The organism is Xanthobacter sp., assembly GCF_041911315.1.
Lineage (GTDB): Bacteria > Pseudomonadota > Alphaproteobacteria > Rhizobiales > Xanthobacteraceae > Xanthobacter > Xanthobacter aminoxidans.
This window is the reverse complement of the sequence record NZ_JAYRPE010000041.1, coordinates 82,891-97,675: the sequence shown is the minus strand read 5'-3', so window position 1 is coordinate 97,675 and position 14,785 is coordinate 82,891. Positions and strand designations below refer to the sequence as shown.

The following is a 14,785-nucleotide window of genomic DNA, read 5'->3' as shown; positions in this document are numbered from 1 at the left end:
GCGACGCCTCGGGGGGCTGGGCTTCAGCCGCCGGAGAGGCGTGCCATCATCGGCAGGAGCGTGTTGCTCACCGCCTCGGGGGTCAGCGGCCCCACGAACTTGTGGACGATGGTGCCGTCCTTCGACACCACGAAGGTCTCCGGCACGCCGTAGACGCCCCATTCTATGGCCGCGCGCCCCTTGGGGTCGACCCCCACCGCCTTGTAGGGCAGGCCGAACTGGCCGAGGAAGCGGCGGGCATTGTCCGGCGCGTCCTTGTAGTTGATGCCCACGAGGCTGAAGCGCGGGTCCTTGCCGAGCTGCATCAGGATGGGATGCTCCTCGCGGCAGGGGCCGCACCAGGAGGCCCACACGTTCACCAGCGCCGGCTTGCCGCCCAGCGCGGCAAGGTCGATGCCGGGCAGCGGCGCGCCGTCCGGCCCCTTCAGGCCTTCCAGCGGCGGCAGGGAGACGACGGGCGCCTTCTTGCCCACCAGCGCGGAGGGAATGCGCGAGGGATCGCCGCCGGTCTCCAACCGCGAGAAGAACAGGCCGGCCAGCGCCAGGAACACCACCAGCGGCAGCGCCACCAGCCACAGGCGGCGGCGCGGGCGGGCGGGGGTGATGACGGGATCGCTCATTCCGCCTCTCCCGTGCGATTGGCCCTGCGGCGGCCGACGCCGCGCGCTTCCAGTTCCGACAGGGTGCGCCGCTGGCTGCGATAGTCCAGTACCAGCCAGAGGGCGAGCAGCCCGAGGCCGAGGAGGGAGACGCCGTAGGATGCGGCGATGAAGACGGTATGTGTCATGCGCGGGGGCTCAGGCCATGGCTTCCGCGGCCGCGCGGGCTTCCAGCGCCTGCACGCGGCGGCGGAGGATCTCCGTGCGCATGCCGAGCATGTGCAAAGCGATGAACACCAGGGTGAAGCCGATGGCGCAGATGAGCAGCGGCCACAGCAGGCTGGAATCGATGGTCGAGCCGCCCATGCGGAACACCGAGGCCGGCTGGTGCAGGGTGTTCCACCAGTCCACGGAGAACTTCACGATGGGCACGTTGATGAAGCCCACCAGCGTGAGCACGGCGGCGGCGCGGCCGGCGCGGTTGGGGTCGTCGATGGCCGCGCGCAGTGCCATCAGGCCGAGATAGAGCAGCAGCAGCACCAGCATGGAGGTGAGGCGCGCATCCCACACCCAATAGGTGCCCCACATGGGCCGGCCCCAGAGCGCGCCGGTGATGAGGCACAGAGCGGTGAAGGTGGCCCCCACGGGCCCGGCGGCCTTGTGCGCCACATCGGCCAAAGGATGCCGCCAGACGAGGATGCCGATGGAGGAGGCGGCCATCATGGAATAGCCGAACAGGCCCAGCCACGCGAACGGCACGTGGATGTACATGATCCGCACCGTCTCGCCCTGCTGGTAGTCGGGCGGCGCCTGGAAGGCGAGATAGAAGCCGATTGCAAGCGTCACCACCGCCGCGGCGGCGATCCAGGGCAGGATGCGCGCGGACAGGCTGAGGAAGCGGACCGGATTGGCAAGGTCGAGGATCGCCATGAAGGCGTTCTAGTGTGCGCGGGCGCCGGATGGAAGCGCAGACGGTGTTCAGGATTTCGTGTCGCAGGGGCGAGACTTCAGGCCAGCCGGACCTGACGGCGGATGAACCAGAGGGTGACGGCGGCGCCGGCAGCGGCCCAGCCGAGGAGGATCAGGAGGGAGGGCGCCAGCGTCGCCATGCCCTCGCCGCGCCAGAGCGCCCCCTGAAACGCCTCGATGCCCCAGGCCGTGGGGGTGAGAATCCCCGCGTGCTTAAGCCATTCGGGCATGAGAAAGCGCGGCACCATGCTGCCGCCCACGGCCGAGAGCAGCAGGACCGCGAAGGTGGAGAGCGTCTGCGCCTGCTGGCGGGTGCGGGAGACCGCCGCGAGCGGCAAGGCGACGCCGGCGGCAGCGGCCGAGGCGGCGACGGCCACGGCCGCGAAGGTCCAGAAATTCACGAACACGTTCACGCCATAGACGATCTGCGCCACCGTGAAGAGCACCGCCGAAAGCGCAAGCCCCTGGAGAATCAGGAAGGCGAGCTTGCCCCCCACCAGCGCCAGCACGCCGCCGCGGCTCATGACGATGCGGTCGAACACGCCGGAGCGGCGTTCATCCACCAGGCTGCCGGCTCCCTGCACCGCCGAGAACAGCAGGAACAGCATGGCGATGGCTCCGGCATAATAGCTCACGCCCGGCTCGGAGCGGCGGCGGGTGAGCGGCTGGCGCTCCATCAGCTCGGCGCCGCCGCCTGCCACCAGTTCCGGAGCGCGGGCGATGGATTGCTCCAGCCGCGATGTCTGGTCCTCGGAGAAGGCACCCACCAGCACCTGGATCTGCGCCGCCACGCGGCGGATGGCGAGGCCGGGGAGATCGTCCGTGAACACCCGCTGGATGCGCGCCGAGAGCAGGGCGGCGGCCACGTTGCGGGCGGGATCGGTGATGACGAGCAGCGGCGGCTTGTCGGTGGCGGCGGCCACGTCGCCCCGCACCACCAGCCCCACGTCGGCGCGCCCGTCGGCCACCCGGGCGCGGACCTCCTCGGGAGTCACGAGCACGAGATCGTTGTCGCCGGCGTGGCCGAGCGCGGTGAGAAAGGCCGTGGCCGATGGCGCGTCGGTGGCGCGCGCCGCCGCGATCTTGATGACCGAGGTTTCGCCTCCCGTGCCGGCGAACACCGCCGCGAACAGGATGAACAGCACCGGCGGCAGCACGAACGTCATCATCAGCGCACCGCGGTCGCGCATCAGGGTCAGCGCCATGGCGCGGACGATGGCGCCGATCATGAATGGCCGCTCCCGGTCACGTCGGCATAGAGGGCATCGAGCCCTGCTGCCTCGAAAGCGATGGTGCGCGGCACGAGGCCGGCCACCTTGAGCGCGGCGATGAGCCCGCCCGCACCCTCCGGCGTATCGGAGACGACGCCGCTGAAGGAGGTGCCGCCTTCATCGCCGATGAGCCCGCGCAGGGCGAGCACCTGCCGCCCGTTCGGCGAGGGGGGCGTGGCGAAGGTCACGGCGGCGCGGCGCTGGTTGGGAAAGCGGGCTGCGATGAGGGCGGCGAGCCGCCCCTCCAGCGCGATCCGCCCCTCGGAGAGGATGGCGACGCGCTCGGCCACCTCTTCAGCGAAGGCGAAATCGTGAGTGATGACGAGAACGCCGAGCCCGTCCGCCGCCAGCCGCTGCACCAGCGCGGCGAGGTCGGCGCGGGCGGGGGCGTCGACGCCCACGGTGGGCTCGTCCAGCACCAGCAGGCGCGGATTGCCGACGAGGGCGGCCGCCACGTTGGCGCGGCGCTGCCAGCCGCCGGAGAGCCGGTCGATACGCTCGTTGGCGCGTTCCTCGATGCCGGTGCGGGCCATTACGCCAGCGACACAGGCGGCAACGTCCGTGCGGCGGACGCCGGCGAGACGGGCGAAGACGGCGAGATTTTCGGCGATGGTCAGCGCGCGGTAGAGGGCGATGTCCTGCGGGGCGAGGCCGATGCGGGCGCGGGCCTCACCCTCGGCGGCGGGGATGCCGCAGATGCGGATCACGCCCGTGCGCGGCGGGATACGTCCGCAGATGGCCCGCACCAGCGTACTCTTGCCGGCGCCGTTGGGGCCGACGAGGGCCGTGACCGTTCCTGCGCGCAGCACGAGGTCCACGCCAGCCAGCACAGTGCGCGCGCCATAGCCTGCGGTGAGGCCGAGAATGGCGAGGGGAGGTGCCGGGCTTTCGTCTTTCGGGTCGTCGTAATGGTGGGCGGCGGCGCTCACGGCGCCAGCGGCCCCATCAGTTCACCGAAGGCAGCGGTCATGAAGTCTCGCAGGGGCTGCTGGCCCTCCTTGTTGGGCCCCAGTTCTTTAGAGGCTGCGAGCGCCCCCGCCAAGTGCTCCGACAACAGCTTGCGCGCGCGTGGCGCGCCGAGGGAGGCGATGACCGTCGCCTTGTTGGCGTCCTTGCCCACATCCTTGCCCAGCGCCGCGGCCGAGCCCGCATTGTCGAGGATGTCGTCGAGGATCTGGTAGGCGCTGCCCACATGGCCGGCGAGCGCCCGGAGGTGGCCGGCCTGCGCCTCGTCGGCGGCAGCGGCGCGGCCGGCGATTTCCACCGCGGCGGAGAACAGGACGCCGGTCTTGCGGCGGTTCACGTCCTCGGTGGCGGCGAGGGAGCGGCCGGGGCTGGGGCGCAAATCGTCATACTGGCCGCCGCACAGGCCAAGGGAGCCCACCGCCTTGGAGAGGATGCACACCGCGTCGAGCCGCACGTGATCGCTCGTCCCCGCCGCCGCGCCGGCGACGCCGAGGGCGCGGGACAGGAGCGCCACCGCCGCCAGCACGGCGACATCCTCGCCATACTGGACATGGGTGGTCGGCTGGGCCCGGCGCACCATGGCGTCGTCCATGCACGGCAGGTCGTCGATGATGAGGGACGACGCGTGGATCATCTCCAGCGCGCAGCCGAAATCCAGCACCGCATGCTCGGAGGCGTCGAGCTGCATGGCCGCCGCCATGGTGAGCAGCGGACGCAGCCGCTTGCCCGGCGCCAGCAGGATGTGCCGCATGGCGGCGTGCAGCACGGCCGGATGGGACGCGGCCGGCGGCACCAGAAGCCCGAGCCGGCGGTCCACCACGGCGCGTAGATAGGAGAGGTCGCGGGAGCGGGGCGGGAAGTCCGGCAGGGCGGTATCGAGGGCGTGCGCGGCCTCCATGTCCGGCGCCGCCGCGGCGAGCACGACACTGCCGGCAGCCGCCGACAGCGCTTCCCGCGAGGCCGTCGCCGAAGCATCGGTCCGCCGGTCTCGTCCGCCCTTCTGCCCCATACGCCCCCTCACTCTGTTCTTGGCCGCGCTCTTGGCCACCTTGGGCGACCATCCCCCTGCAACAGGCACATACGTTGCCTTGAATGACTTTAGATCACCGCTTACACAATGATGCCAGTGCGTGCGTTCCGCCGCGTCGCACATTTTGCCGGCGTGTGGCGCCAGCGCCGCGGCGCGGAATGCGCGACGCCAGAAGGCATGGGCCCAGGGAACGCCGGGAGAGGCATGGACGAGAACGCAGCCGGTCGCCGCAAGGAAGACCATATCGACATCGTTCTCTCCGGCGATCGCGTGGCGTCCCGCGTGGATGCGGGATTCGACCGCTGGCGCTTCGTCCACTGCGCGCTGCCGGAGCTGAGCCTCGATGCGGTGGACCTCTCCACCAGCCTGCTCGGCCGCCGGCTGAAAGCGCCGCTCCTCATCTCCGCCATGACCGGCGGGCCGGCGCGCTCCGAGGCCATCAACGCGCATCTGGCCGAGGCGGCGCAGGCGCTGGGCATCGCCCTCGGCGTCGGCTCGCAGCGCATCGCGGTGGAGACCGGCGCGGCCGCAGGACTCGGCGGCGAACTGCGCAAGCGGGCGCCGGATGTTCTGCTTCTTGCCAATCTCGGCGCCGCGCAGCTCCTCGCCGCCGATGGCCGCGACCATGCCCGCCGCGCGGTGGACATGATCGGCGCGGATGCGCTCGTCATCCATCTCAATCCCTTGCAGGAAGCCATTCAGGAAGGCGGCGACCGCGACTGGCGCGGCGTGCTCCACGCCATCGCCGGCCTCTGCACCTATCTCCATGTGCCGGTCGTGGTGAAGGAAGTGGGCTTCGGCCTGTCCGCCCCAGTCGCGCGCCGGCTGGTGAAGTGCGGGGTGGCCGCGCTGGATGTCGCGGGAGCCGGCGGCACCAATTGGGCGCTGGTGGAAGGCGCCCGTGGCACGGGCCGCACGCAGGCTCTGGCGTCCGCCTTCGCCGGCTGGGGCATTCCCACCGCCGATGCGGTGGTCGAGGTGCGCGCGGCGCTGTCGGATGTGCCGATCATCGCGTCCGGCGGCATCCGCGACGGCGTGGACGCCGCCAAGGCCATCCGCCTCGGCGCCGATCTCGTGGGGCAGGCGGCGGCGACGCTGAAGGCGGCCGTCACCTCCACCGAGGCGGTCATTGCGCATTTCGAGCTGCTCGCGGAGCAGCTACGCATCGCCGCCTTCGCGACGGGGGCCGGCAGCCTCGCGGACCTGCGCGCGGTGCCGCTGGTCGAGGCGCGCTGAGAGACGGCCCACCGGCGGTCTCGCGGCCGGATCAGTTCGCCCAGTGATCCATCCAGATCTTCTCGCCGATGGTGCAGGAGATGCGGGGCTGTTGGGCTGAGGCGTGCTGGATCAGGCCCGGTCCGGGCTTTTGCACCACGCCGGCCACCTCCAGCACCAATTTGGTGCGGATGGCGCGGGAGAACTCGGCCATCGTCTCGACCGGGATGACGAAGGCGCCGGGGCCGCCGATGACGCAATCCTCGTAATAGACATCGAGCTCGGGGATATCGAGCGCGGACGAGGCGGAGCGCTTCATCAGCAGCGGCAGGCCGTTCACCGTGATGCCCCGGCGGACCACCGAATCCCGCGCCAGCGCCACGGGCGGCCCCTGATTGTTCACGCCGTCGCCCGACACGTCGATGACCTTGCGCAGGCCCCGGAAGCCGTTGAGGTCGAACTGGTCGGCTGCGAACAGCAGGGCGCCGGAGATGGAGGTGCGGTAGATGCGCCGGATGGGCGCGGACCGCACCGCATCGGAAAACGCCTTCGCGCTGTCCGGTCCGTCGATGATGCGCCACTCCACCACGATCTTCTGCTCGTTCTCGCCGGCCCACTCCACATATTCCACCGCGATCCGGCCATTGGGGCCGAGTCTGAGCGCATCGAGGAATTCGGGGGAGGTGATGGCGGAGGCATAGCCCTCGCGTTGCAGGGCCAGCTCGTCGGCATCCATGGAGTAGGAGACATCGACCGCAAGCACCAGTTCCACATCCACGGCGAGCTTGCCGGAGCCGCCGGCTTCAGCCGGCGCGGTGTGGAAAAGGCCGAGGGCGAGGAGAGACGCGGCCAGCAGGCCGGAAGCATGAGACCAGAGGCGGCGGCGCGAGGACATGGACGGCTTCCTCCCGGGGAAGGAACGGTGCGGCATCACGTCCGTGAAATGCTGACACCGTTCCCCGGCGGGGAGAAGAGATTTGCCGCCTCAGGGCCTGTCACGTTTTGCGGCGGAACCGTTGCAATGGCGTGCGCTGCGGGCGTCACGCCATTGTCTTTTTAACCCTCGCAACGGGTTAGAGGCGGCGGCAATGCCGCCGCCGTGCCGAACTCAATCGAGCGTTTCGGTACCGAGGATCTCGATGCCGAAGCCCGCGAGGCCCACATAGGTTCGGGTCTTGGAGGACAGAAGGCGGATCGACTGGATGCCGAGATCGCGCAGGATCTGCGCGCCCAGCCCCACCTCGCGCCAGTGCCGATCGCGCTCCAGCTCGCTGGTGCTCTTCTCGGAATTCTGGCCCATGGCCACGGCCGGCACGCCGCTGGTGCCGTCGCGCAGATAGACGAGCACGCCGCGGCCCTCGGCCTCGATGCGTTCCAGGCTCTTCTGCAGCACCTTGCCGCCGCTGAAGGCGTCGGCGATGGCATCCGCCCGGTGCAGGCGCACCAGCACCTTCTCGCCGTCGCCGATGCGGCCCTTCACGAGGGCGAGGTGGTTCACCGGATCGAAGGGCGTCACGTAGGAATAGCCCTGCAACTCGCCGACGATGGTGGGCACCGGGAATTCCGCCGCCCGCGTCACCAGCTTCTCCCGCGCCTGGCGATAGGCGATGAGCTCCGCCACCGAGATGCGGGTGAGGTTGTGCTTCTCGGAGAAGGCCGTCACCTGCGGCCCGCGCTGCACCGTGCCGTCGTCGTTCACCAGCTCGGCGATGACGCCGATGGGGGGCAGGCCGGCGAGGCGGCAGAGATCCACCGCCGCTTCGGTATGGCCGGAGCGGATGAGCACGCCGCCCTCGCGGGCGATCAGCGGGAAGACGTGGCCCGGCCGCACGAAATCACCGGCGCCCATGTTGGGATTGGCGAGGGCGCGCACGGTGTTGGTGCGCTCCTCGGCCGAGATGCCGGTGGTGGTGCCGTGGCGCACGTCGATGGAGACGGTGAAGGCCGTGCCCATGGGCGCATCGTTGTTCGACACCATGGGATCGAGCCGCAGCCGCTTCGCCTCGGACGGGGGCAAAGGCGTGCAGACGATGCCGGAGGTGTTGCGGATGACGAAGGCCATCTTCTCCGGCGTCGCCAGCGAGGCGGCGAGGATGAGGTCGCCTTCGTTCTCGCGGTCGTCGTCGTCGGTGACGACGATGATCTCTCCCCGTGCGATGGCTTCGATGGCGGACTGGACGCGGGCCTGGGTGGTATCGGTCACGGGCAAACCTCGGATGTGCGGGACGAGGCCGAGGAAATCGTTGGGCGTCACCTGCTGCCCGGTCGCCTCGGCGATCTTTTCGGCCGTCTCGCGGGAGATCCAGGCGCGCTCGTCATTGCACAGGGCCGTCACGCTGGCCGGGGACATGCCCACCTGCCGCGCGAACGCGCTGCGCTTCGTACCGGTTGCCGAGAGCCATTCCGCGAGCTTCATGGGGCGAGCATAGCAAAGCCAATTTCAGTGACAATGAAAAAGTGCGGAGGCGTCTTCGCCGGCTGTGTTCGCTCCTGCTGAATTGACTGGATCTGCCGCCCGGAGGCTTGGCGCAAGACGCGCGGTGCAGGATGATCGCGGCGGCGGACTGCGGGAATCATTCGATGAAGGCTTGGCTCTCGCGCAATTGGGTGGCCGGAGCGGGCTTCATGGCCGTCGCGCTGCTGCTGGCCGCGCCGTTGGTGTCCGGGGCCGGGCGGAGCGTGCTCCTGATCTTCCTCGCCTCGCCGATCTACATGCTGCACCAGATCGAGGAGCACACGGGCGACCGGTTCCGCACCTACGTGAACCGCGTGGTCTTCGGCGGGGTGGAGGCGCTGACCGTCTCGGACGTGCTGTTGATCAATCTCCCCGGCGTGTGGGGGATCAATCTCGTCGCCGTCTATGTGGCCTGGCTCGCCGGCGCGGGATGGGGGCTGGCCGCGGCCTATCTGATCCTGGTCAACGGCATCGCCCATCTCGGCATGGCCGCGCGCTTCCGCAGCTACAATCCGGGCCTCGGCACGGGCGCGCTGCTGTTCATCCCCTTCGGCGCCATCGCCGCCGCGCTGGTGCCCGCCACCGCCGCCCAGCACGCGCTGGCTTTCGCCATCGCCGTGGCGGTCCACGCCGCCATCATCGTGCGGGTGAGGCTCAACCTCGCACAGGCACGGGCGCACGGCCGTTGAGCGGCGGTTGTCGGGCTTGAAGAGGTGAGGTGGTGAGCCCGTCGGGATTCGAACCCGAGACCCCATGATTAAAAGTCACGTGCTCTACCGGCTGAGCTACGGGCTCACTTGACGCGTTGGTTAGGGTGCGAAGGCGGCGGGGTCAAGGCCGGGCGGGCGGGATGTCCCGGCATTTCGGCAGGGGGCAGCGCGGGCGCGGGCATTGACCGGGCAGGATGGGTTCCGCACCATGGTCGCTCAATTGCTTCTGGAATTGCCATGCCGGTCAACAACCACATCGCTGCCCGCGCCGACGAGATCGCGGCCTGGCGGCAGGATTTCCACCGTAACCCCGAGCTCATGTACGACCTCGACCGCACCAGCGCCGCGGTGGCGGAGAAGCTGCGCGCCTTCGGCTGCGACGAGGTCATCACCGGCATTGGCCGCACCGGCGTGGTGGGTTTAGTGCGCGGCAAGGGCGATGGCCCGCTGATCGGCCTGCGCGCCGACATGGACGCGCTGCCCATTCTGGAAAAGACCGGCGCGGCCTATGCCTCGCAGACGCCCGGCAAGATGCACGCCTGCGGCCACGACGGCCACACCGCCATGCTGCTCGGCGCCGCGCGCCACCTCGCCGAGACCCGCGCCTTCTCCGGCACGGCGGTGCTCATCTTCCAGCCGGCGGAGGAGGGCGGGGCCGGCGCCAAGGCGATGATCGACGACGGGCTGTTCGCCCGCTTCCCCGTCCGCGAGGTCTACGGCATGCACAATCTGCCGGGGCTGGAGGTGGGCCGCTTCGCCATGCGGCCGGGCGGCATCATGGCCTCGGCCGACCATATCGAGATCGTGGTGGACGGGCGCGGCGCCCATGCGGCGCGGCCCAACCAGGGCGTGGACGTGGTGCTTACCGGCGCCGCCATCGTCATGGCCCTGCAGCAGATCGTCTCGCGCAATGTGGACCCGCTGGAGGCGGCGGTGGTCTCCATCGCCATGTTCCATGCGGGCGAGGCGGACAATGTGCTGCCGCCCTCGGCCACCCTCGTCGGCACCGCCCGCACGCTGGACCAGGGGGTGCGCGCCCAATTGCGCGAGCGCATCCGGCAGGTGGCGGAAGGCGTCGCCGCGGCCTATGGCGCCACCGCCACGGTGAGCTTCAAGGAAGGCTATCCCGTCACCAGCAACCATGCCGATCAGGTGGCCTTCGCCGCCGAGGTGGCGAGCGAGGTGGCCGGCGCCTCGGAGGTGGACGCCGCCGCGCCGCCGCTGATGGCGGCCGAGGACTTCGCCTACATGCTGGAAGAGAAGCCCGGCGCCTACATCTTCATCGGCAATGGCCCATCCGCCGGACTGCATCATCCGCAGTACGACTTTGCCGACGCCGCCATTCCCTACGGCGCGTCCTATTGGGTGCGGCTGGTGGAGCGGGCGCTGCCGCTGACGGCGTGAGTTCAAGCCCGCGCGGCGCCTGAGCGAGACGCGCTAAAAGCCCGCGCGGCGCTTGAGCGTGACGCACGAAAAGCCCGTGCGGCGCAAAGCTCTCTCAGGCCGGCTTCACCAGCACGAAGGTCAGGAGGCCGGTCTCGACCTCCTGCTTTTCCAGCACCGCGCCCGTCTCGTGCGCGAGGTGGGGAATGTCGATCACCGCCATGGGGTCCGTGCAGGTGACGACGAGCCGGGTGCCCGCCGCCGCCTGCGCCAGCGCCTTGCGGGTGCGCAGGGCGGGCAGGGGGCATTTCAGCCCCTTCAGATCCAGTGCGACGGTGACGGCGGCCGGCTTCAAATCGCCTGATCCCGGAGCCGGCCGAGGCTCTCCTCGCGGCCGAGCACGGCGAGCACGTCGAACACCGGCGGGGAGGTGGACTTGCCGGTGAGCGCGGCGCGCAGCGGCTGGGCCACGGCGCCGAGCTTCACGCCTTGCGCCTCGGCATAGCGGCGCACCACCTCCTCGGTGGCGGCGGCGCTCCAGTCCACGGCTTCCAGCAGCGGCACGAGGCGGCCGAGATGGGCGCGGGCCTCGGGCGAGAGCAGCGTGGTCGCCTTCTCGTCCAGCGGGATGGGCCGCTCGACAAAGATGAACTCGGCATTGTCGAGCAGCTCGACCAGCGTCTTCGCCCGCTCCTTCAGCCCCGGCATGGCGGCAGCGAGCTGGGCGCGGCGGGTGTCCGTCATGCGCGGCAGGCGGTGCGCGGCATCCGGCAGGTAGGGCACGAGCGCGTCGATGGCAGCCAAAAGCTCGGCATCGCTAGAGGCGCGCATGTAGTGGCCGTTGAGGCTTTCCAGCTTGGCAAAGTCGAAGCGCGCGGCCGAGCGGCCCACCTTGTCGAGGTCGAAGAATTCGACCATCTCGTCGGTGGAGAACACTTCCTGGTCGCCGTGGCTCCAGCCGAGGCGCACGAGATAGTTGCGCAGTGCCGCCGGCAGATAGCCCATGTCGCGATAGGCATCGACGCCCAGCGCTCCGTGGCGCTTGGAGAGCTTGGCGCCATCCGGCCCGTGGATGAGCGGGATGTGCGCCATGCGCGGCACGTCCCAGCCGAGCGCGCGATAGATCTGCGTCTGGCGGGCGGCGTTGGTGAGGTGGTCGTCGCCGCGGATGATGTGGGTGACGCCCATGTCGTGGTCGTCCACCACCACCGCCAGCATGTAGGTGGGCGTGCCGTCGGACCGCAGCAGCACGAGGTCGTCGAGGTCCTTGTTGGGGAAGGTCACGGTGCCCTGCACCATGTCGTCGATCACCGTTTCGCCCTCCTGCGGGGCGCGCAGGCGGATGACGGGCGCGCGATCGGCCGGCGCCTCGGAGGGATCGCGGTCGCGCCAGCGGCCGTCATAGCGCGGCGGGCGGCCCTCCTTGCGGGCCAGCTCGCGCATCTCGTCCAACTCCTGGGGCGTGGCGTAGCAGCGATAGGCGTTGCCCTTCGCCAGCATCTCCGCCACCGCGGCCTGATGCCGCTCGGCGCGGGCAAACTGGTAGATGGGCTCGCCCTCCCAATCGATGCCGAGCCAGGAGAGCCCCTCGATGATGGCGTCGATGGCCTCTTTGGTGGAGCGCTGGCGGTCCGTGTCCTCGATGCGCAGCAGCATCTTGCCGCCGGTGTGGCGGGCGTAGAGCCAGTTGAACAGCGCCGTGCGCGCCCCGCCGATATGCAGGAAGCCGGTGGGCGAGGGGGCGAAGCGGGTGACGATCTGCGACATCGGGCGGGGCTCGGCGGGATTGGGTCCGCTTGGACGGAAGACGCGCGGGCGGCCCTGCGGAACGCAAACCGAACCACATGGCGCGCGGGAGGCGCCCGTGTAGCATAGAGGCGGGGCACAAGGAACATGGGGTGGGGACGGGCGCGACCCAGCCCGGCCCCCGGCGGGCGGGGATGGACGAGCGGGCTTCAGGCGGCGCGCGGGCAGGGGGACGGGGAGCTGCGGGCGCGCTCCCGGTGCTTTCCACGCGTGGGCTTTCACGCCTCGCCGACGCGCTGAAGGCCCGCATCGCCCATGACGTGGTGGCCGAGGCGGCGTCCGGCCGGCTGATCCTGTGGCTGCCGGCCGCCTTCACCGCCGGAATCCTGCTCTATTTCGGCGCCTCCACCGAACCTTCGCTCACCGCGAGCCTCGTCCTCGTGGCCCTGTTCGCGGCGGCGGCCTGGGGCGCGCGGGCGCGGCCGATGATGTTCGGGGCCGCCGCGGTGCTCCTCGCTACCATGGCCGGCTTCGCGGCCGGCGGGGTGCGCACCGCTTTCATCGCCCATGAGATGGTGGTGCCGCCCAAGACCCCGGTGCGCCTCTCCGGCTTCATCGAGCGGGTGGAGCGGCGGACCACGGGCGACCGCATCCTGCTGCGGCTCGATGGCGACGCCGTGCGCGGGCTCAAAAACGCGCCGGCGCTGGTGCGCCTCTCGCTCCGCAAGGGGTGGGCGCCGCCGGTGGGCAGCCATGTGACCCAGCTGGCGCAATTGCTGCCGCCCTCCGGCCCGGCCATGCCGGGCGCCCATGATTTCGGCCGCACGCCGTGGTTCCAGGGCATCGGCGCCATCGGATACGGGCTCGGCCGGCCCAAGGCGGCGGCGCCGCGCGATCCGCCTTTGTCCGTGCGGCTCGCCATGGCGCTGGACGGGGTGCGCCAGAGCCTGTCGGACCGCATCCGCGCCTCGCTTTCCGGCGTGCCGGCGGAGGTGGCGGTGGCGCTGGTGGCCGGAGACCGCTCCGGCATTCCGCGCGCGGTGGAGGAGAGCATGCGGGTGTCCGGCCTCTCGCACATCCTCTCCATCTCCGGCCTGCATATGGCGCTGGTGGCCGGCACCCTGTTCGCGCTGGCGCGGGGCCTGCTGGCGCTGGTGCCGGGGCTGGCTTTGTCGTGGCCCATCAAGTCATTCGCGGCGCTGATCGCGCTGTCGGGCAGCGCCTTCTATCTCGTGCTGTCGGGCAACGACGTGCCGGCGCAGCGCTCCTTCGTGATGACGGGGCTGGTGCTGGCCGGCGTGCTGGTGGGGCGGCCGTCCCTGTCGCTGCGCTCGGTGGGTGTCGCGGCGGTGGTGGTGCTGGCGCTGACGCCGGAGGCGGCGCTGGACCCGGGAACGCAGATGTCGTTCGCCGCCACCCTCGCTCTCGTCGCCGCCTATGAACGGCTCCAGCCTTTGCGGGCGATACCCCGGCCGGATGGCGTTGCCGGAGCCGTGCTGTCCTGGGTGGCCGTGCTGGTGGCCGGCACGGCGCTCACCTCGCTGGTGGCGGGGCTGGCGACGGCGCCTTACGGCATCTTCCACTTCCAGCGGGTGGCGCCCTATGGGCTTCTCGCCAATCTCGCGGCGATGCCGGCCGTCTCCTTCCTTGTCATGCCGGCGGGCCTTGCGGGCGTGCTGCTGATGCCGTTCGGCTGGGACCACCTCGCCTGGCCGGTGATGGGGCGGGGCATCGAGATCATGACGGCGGTGTCCGACTGGGTGGGGACCCTGCCGGGGGCCGATATCCGCGCCGCCTTCGTCGGTGCCGGAACGCTGCTCTGGCTCTCCCTCGCGCTGCTGGCCCTCTGCCTGCTGCGCGGCGTGCTCACCTTCGCGGCGCTGGTGCCCCTCGGCCTCGCCGCGCTGGTGGCGGGAACGCCGCTGAAACCGGACCTCCTCATCGCGCCCGATGCGCAGACGGTGGCGGTGCGGATGCCGGATGGACGGCTCTCCGTGCTCGGCGCCTCGGGCCAGAAGCTGGTGGTGGAGCAATGGCTGACGCGGGAGGGCGACCGCCGGACGGCCGGCACCAAGGACCTCGCCTCCGCCTTCATGTGCGACCCGCTCGGCTGCACCGCGCCGCTGCCCGGCGGCGGAACCATCGCCGTCTCCCGGCGCGCCGAGAGCCTGGAGGCGGACTGCCTGAATGCCCGCATGGTCGTGACCCGCGATGCCCCGCCCCGGGCCTGCCCGGCCGAGGTGCTGACGCCGGAAAAACTCGCGCGGACCGGAACGCTCGCCTTCACCCTGCGCGATGGTGCCCTCGTGGCCGAGCGGAGCCGCAGCCCCTCGGTGTCCCGGCCTTGGATGGCACCGCTGCCGCCGGACCTCGCACCGGAGCGGGGGGCGGTCGATGCGGGCGATCCGCAGACCGACGCCACCGCTCCCTGACACGACAAT

General features: G+C 70.7%; 14 protein-coding genes and 1 tRNA gene. 4 read left to right on the top strand and 11 right to left on the bottom strand.

Features of this window, described 5'->3' with window-relative positions; translation table 11 throughout:
- Positions 1-23 precede the first annotated feature (23 nt).
- The 6 genes from ACE3QW_RS13165 to ACE3QW_RS13140 form a co-directional block, all read right to left on the bottom strand.
- Positions 24-620, bottom strand: a complete 597-nt coding sequence (locus ACE3QW_RS13165; RefSeq protein ID WP_029558647.1) for a DsbE family thiol:disulfide interchange protein — start codon at positions 618-620, stop codon at positions 24-26.
- The gene (ccmD, locus tag ACE3QW_RS13160; RefSeq protein WP_029558646.1) at positions 617-787 is read right to left on the bottom strand and encodes a heme exporter protein CcmD; all 171 of its coding nucleotides are present in this window, start codon (positions 785-787) and stop codon (positions 617-619) included. Before ccmD ends, ACE3QW_RS13165 begins: the two co-directional genes overlap by 4 nt.
- 10 nt (positions 788-797) lie before the next feature.
- Entirely contained in the window at positions 798-1,529 is a 732-nt protein-coding gene (locus ACE3QW_RS13155; protein WP_250165780.1) for a heme ABC transporter permease, read from the bottom strand.
- 77 nt (positions 1,530-1,606) lie between these two features.
- Positions 1,607-2,797 (bottom strand): ABC transporter permease, encoded by a 1,191-nt coding sequence (locus tag ACE3QW_RS13150; RefSeq protein WP_374251804.1) that lies wholly within the window; start codon positions 2,795-2,797, stop codon positions 1,607-1,609.
- A complete protein-coding gene (locus tag ACE3QW_RS13145) occupies positions 2,794-3,768 on the bottom strand; it encodes an ABC transporter ATP-binding protein (protein ID WP_374251803.1) in 975 nt (324 codons plus the stop codon). Before ACE3QW_RS13145 ends, ACE3QW_RS13150 begins: the two co-directional genes overlap by 4 nt.
- Positions 3,765-4,814 (bottom strand): polyprenyl synthetase family protein, encoded by a 1,050-nt coding sequence (locus ACE3QW_RS13140; RefSeq protein WP_051679261.1) that lies wholly within the window; start codon positions 4,812-4,814, stop codon positions 3,765-3,767. Before ACE3QW_RS13140 ends, ACE3QW_RS13145 begins: the two co-directional genes overlap by 4 nt.
- A 225-nt stretch (positions 4,815-5,039) precedes the next feature.
- Here ACE3QW_RS13140 and fni point away from each other — a divergent pair, with 225 nt between their 5' ends.
- Positions 5,040-6,071 carry a type 2 isopentenyl-diphosphate Delta-isomerase gene (gene fni, locus ACE3QW_RS13135; RefSeq protein ID WP_374251802.1) on the top strand — a complete coding sequence of 344 codons (1,032 nt, stop codon included), beginning with the start codon at positions 5,040-5,042 and terminating at the stop codon, positions 6,069-6,071.
- Between the two features lie 31 nt (positions 6,072-6,102).
- Here the strand turns inward: fni and ACE3QW_RS13130 are convergent, their stop codons facing one another.
- Together ACE3QW_RS13130 and ribB are read right to left on the bottom strand one after the other, a co-directional pair.
- Positions 6,103-6,945 carry a DUF1194 domain-containing protein gene (locus ACE3QW_RS13130; protein WP_374251801.1) on the bottom strand — a complete coding sequence of 281 codons (843 nt, stop codon included), beginning with the start codon at positions 6,943-6,945 and terminating at the stop codon, positions 6,103-6,105.
- Between the two features lie 213 nt (positions 6,946-7,158).
- Positions 7,159-8,466: a 3,4-dihydroxy-2-butanone-4-phosphate synthase gene (gene ribB / locus ACE3QW_RS13125; protein ID WP_374251800.1), complete on the bottom strand. Its 1,308-nt coding sequence runs from the start codon at positions 8,464-8,466 to the stop codon at positions 7,159-7,161.
- Positions 8,467-8,630: 164 nt separating this feature from the next.
- Between ribB and ACE3QW_RS13120 the strand changes: the two genes are divergently transcribed.
- Positions 8,631-9,194, top strand: a complete 564-nt coding sequence (locus tag ACE3QW_RS13120; RefSeq protein WP_374251799.1) for an HXXEE domain-containing protein — start codon at positions 8,631-8,633, stop codon at positions 9,192-9,194.
- A gap of 30 nt (positions 9,195-9,224) precedes the next feature.
- Here ACE3QW_RS13120 and ACE3QW_RS13115 read toward each other — a convergent pair.
- Positions 9,225-9,300, bottom strand: a tRNA-Lys gene (locus ACE3QW_RS13115).
- A 152-nt stretch (positions 9,301-9,452) separates the two neighbouring features.
- Between ACE3QW_RS13115 and ACE3QW_RS13110 the strand changes: the two genes are divergently transcribed.
- On the top strand, positions 9,453-10,619 hold the full coding sequence (locus ACE3QW_RS13110; RefSeq protein ID WP_374251798.1) for a M20 aminoacylase family protein: 1,167 nt from the start codon (positions 9,453-9,455) through the stop codon (positions 10,617-10,619).
- 94 nt (positions 10,620-10,713) lie between these two features.
- Here ACE3QW_RS13110 and ACE3QW_RS13105 read toward each other — a convergent pair whose 3' ends face one another.
- Positions 10,714-10,953, bottom strand: a complete 240-nt coding sequence (locus ACE3QW_RS13105) for a sulfurtransferase TusA family protein (RefSeq protein WP_250165789.1) — start codon at positions 10,951-10,953, stop codon at positions 10,714-10,716.
- Positions 10,950-12,365 carry a glutamate--tRNA ligase gene (gene gltX, locus ACE3QW_RS13100; RefSeq protein WP_024278906.1) on the bottom strand — a complete coding sequence of 472 codons (1,416 nt, stop codon included), beginning with the start codon at positions 12,363-12,365 and terminating at the stop codon, positions 10,950-10,952. Before gltX ends, ACE3QW_RS13105 begins: the two co-directional genes overlap by 4 nt.
- A gap of 236 nt (positions 12,366-12,601) precedes the next feature.
- Between gltX and ACE3QW_RS13095 the strand changes: the two genes are divergently transcribed.
- Complete coding sequence (locus ACE3QW_RS13095) at positions 12,602-14,776, top strand: ComEC/Rec2 family competence protein (RefSeq protein ID WP_374251797.1); 2,175 nt, start codon at positions 12,602-12,604, stop codon at positions 14,774-14,776.
- The last annotated feature ends 9 nt before the right edge of the window (positions 14,777-14,785 follow it).

What these genes read in the sequence shown, in the direction of transcription:
- ACE3QW_RS13155 (WP_250165780.1), bottom strand. Translation starts at nt 1,529, where the DNA reads ATGGCGATCCTCGACCTTGCCAATCCGGTCCGCTTCCTCAGCCTGTCC.
- ACE3QW_RS13140 (WP_051679261.1), bottom strand. Translation starts at nt 4,814, where the DNA reads ATGGGGCAGAAGGGCGGACGAGACCGGCGGACCGATGCTTCGGCGACG.
- ACE3QW_RS13120 (WP_374251799.1), top strand. Translation starts at nt 8,631, where the DNA reads ATGAAGGCTTGGCTCTCGCGCAATTGGGTGGCCGGAGCGGGCTTCATG.
- gltX (WP_024278906.1), bottom strand. Translation starts at nt 12,365, where the DNA reads ATGTCGCAGATCGTCACCCGCTTCGCCCCCTCGCCCACCGGCTTCCTG.
- ACE3QW_RS13130 (WP_374251801.1), bottom strand. Translation starts at nt 6,945, where the DNA reads ATGTCCTCGCGCCGCCGCCTCTGGTCTCATGCTTCCGGCCTGCTGGCC.
- ACE3QW_RS13110 (WP_374251798.1), top strand. Translation starts at nt 9,453, where the DNA reads ATGCCGGTCAACAACCACATCGCTGCCCGCGCCGACGAGATCGCGGCC.
- ccmD (WP_029558646.1), bottom strand. Translation starts at nt 787, where the DNA reads ATGACACATACCGTCTTCATCGCCGCATCCTACGGCGTCTCCCTCCTC.
- ribB (WP_374251800.1), bottom strand. Translation starts at nt 8,466, where the DNA reads ATGAAGCTCGCGGAATGGCTCTCGGCAACCGGTACGAAGCGCAGCGCG.
- ACE3QW_RS13150 (WP_374251804.1), bottom strand. Translation starts at nt 2,797, where the DNA reads ATGATCGGCGCCATCGTCCGCGCCATGGCGCTGACCCTGATGCGCGAC.
- fni (WP_374251802.1), top strand. Translation starts at nt 5,040, where the DNA reads ATGGACGAGAACGCAGCCGGTCGCCGCAAGGAAGACCATATCGACATC.
- ACE3QW_RS13165 (WP_029558647.1), bottom strand. Translation starts at nt 620, where the DNA reads ATGAGCGATCCCGTCATCACCCCCGCCCGCCCGCGCCGCCGCCTGTGG.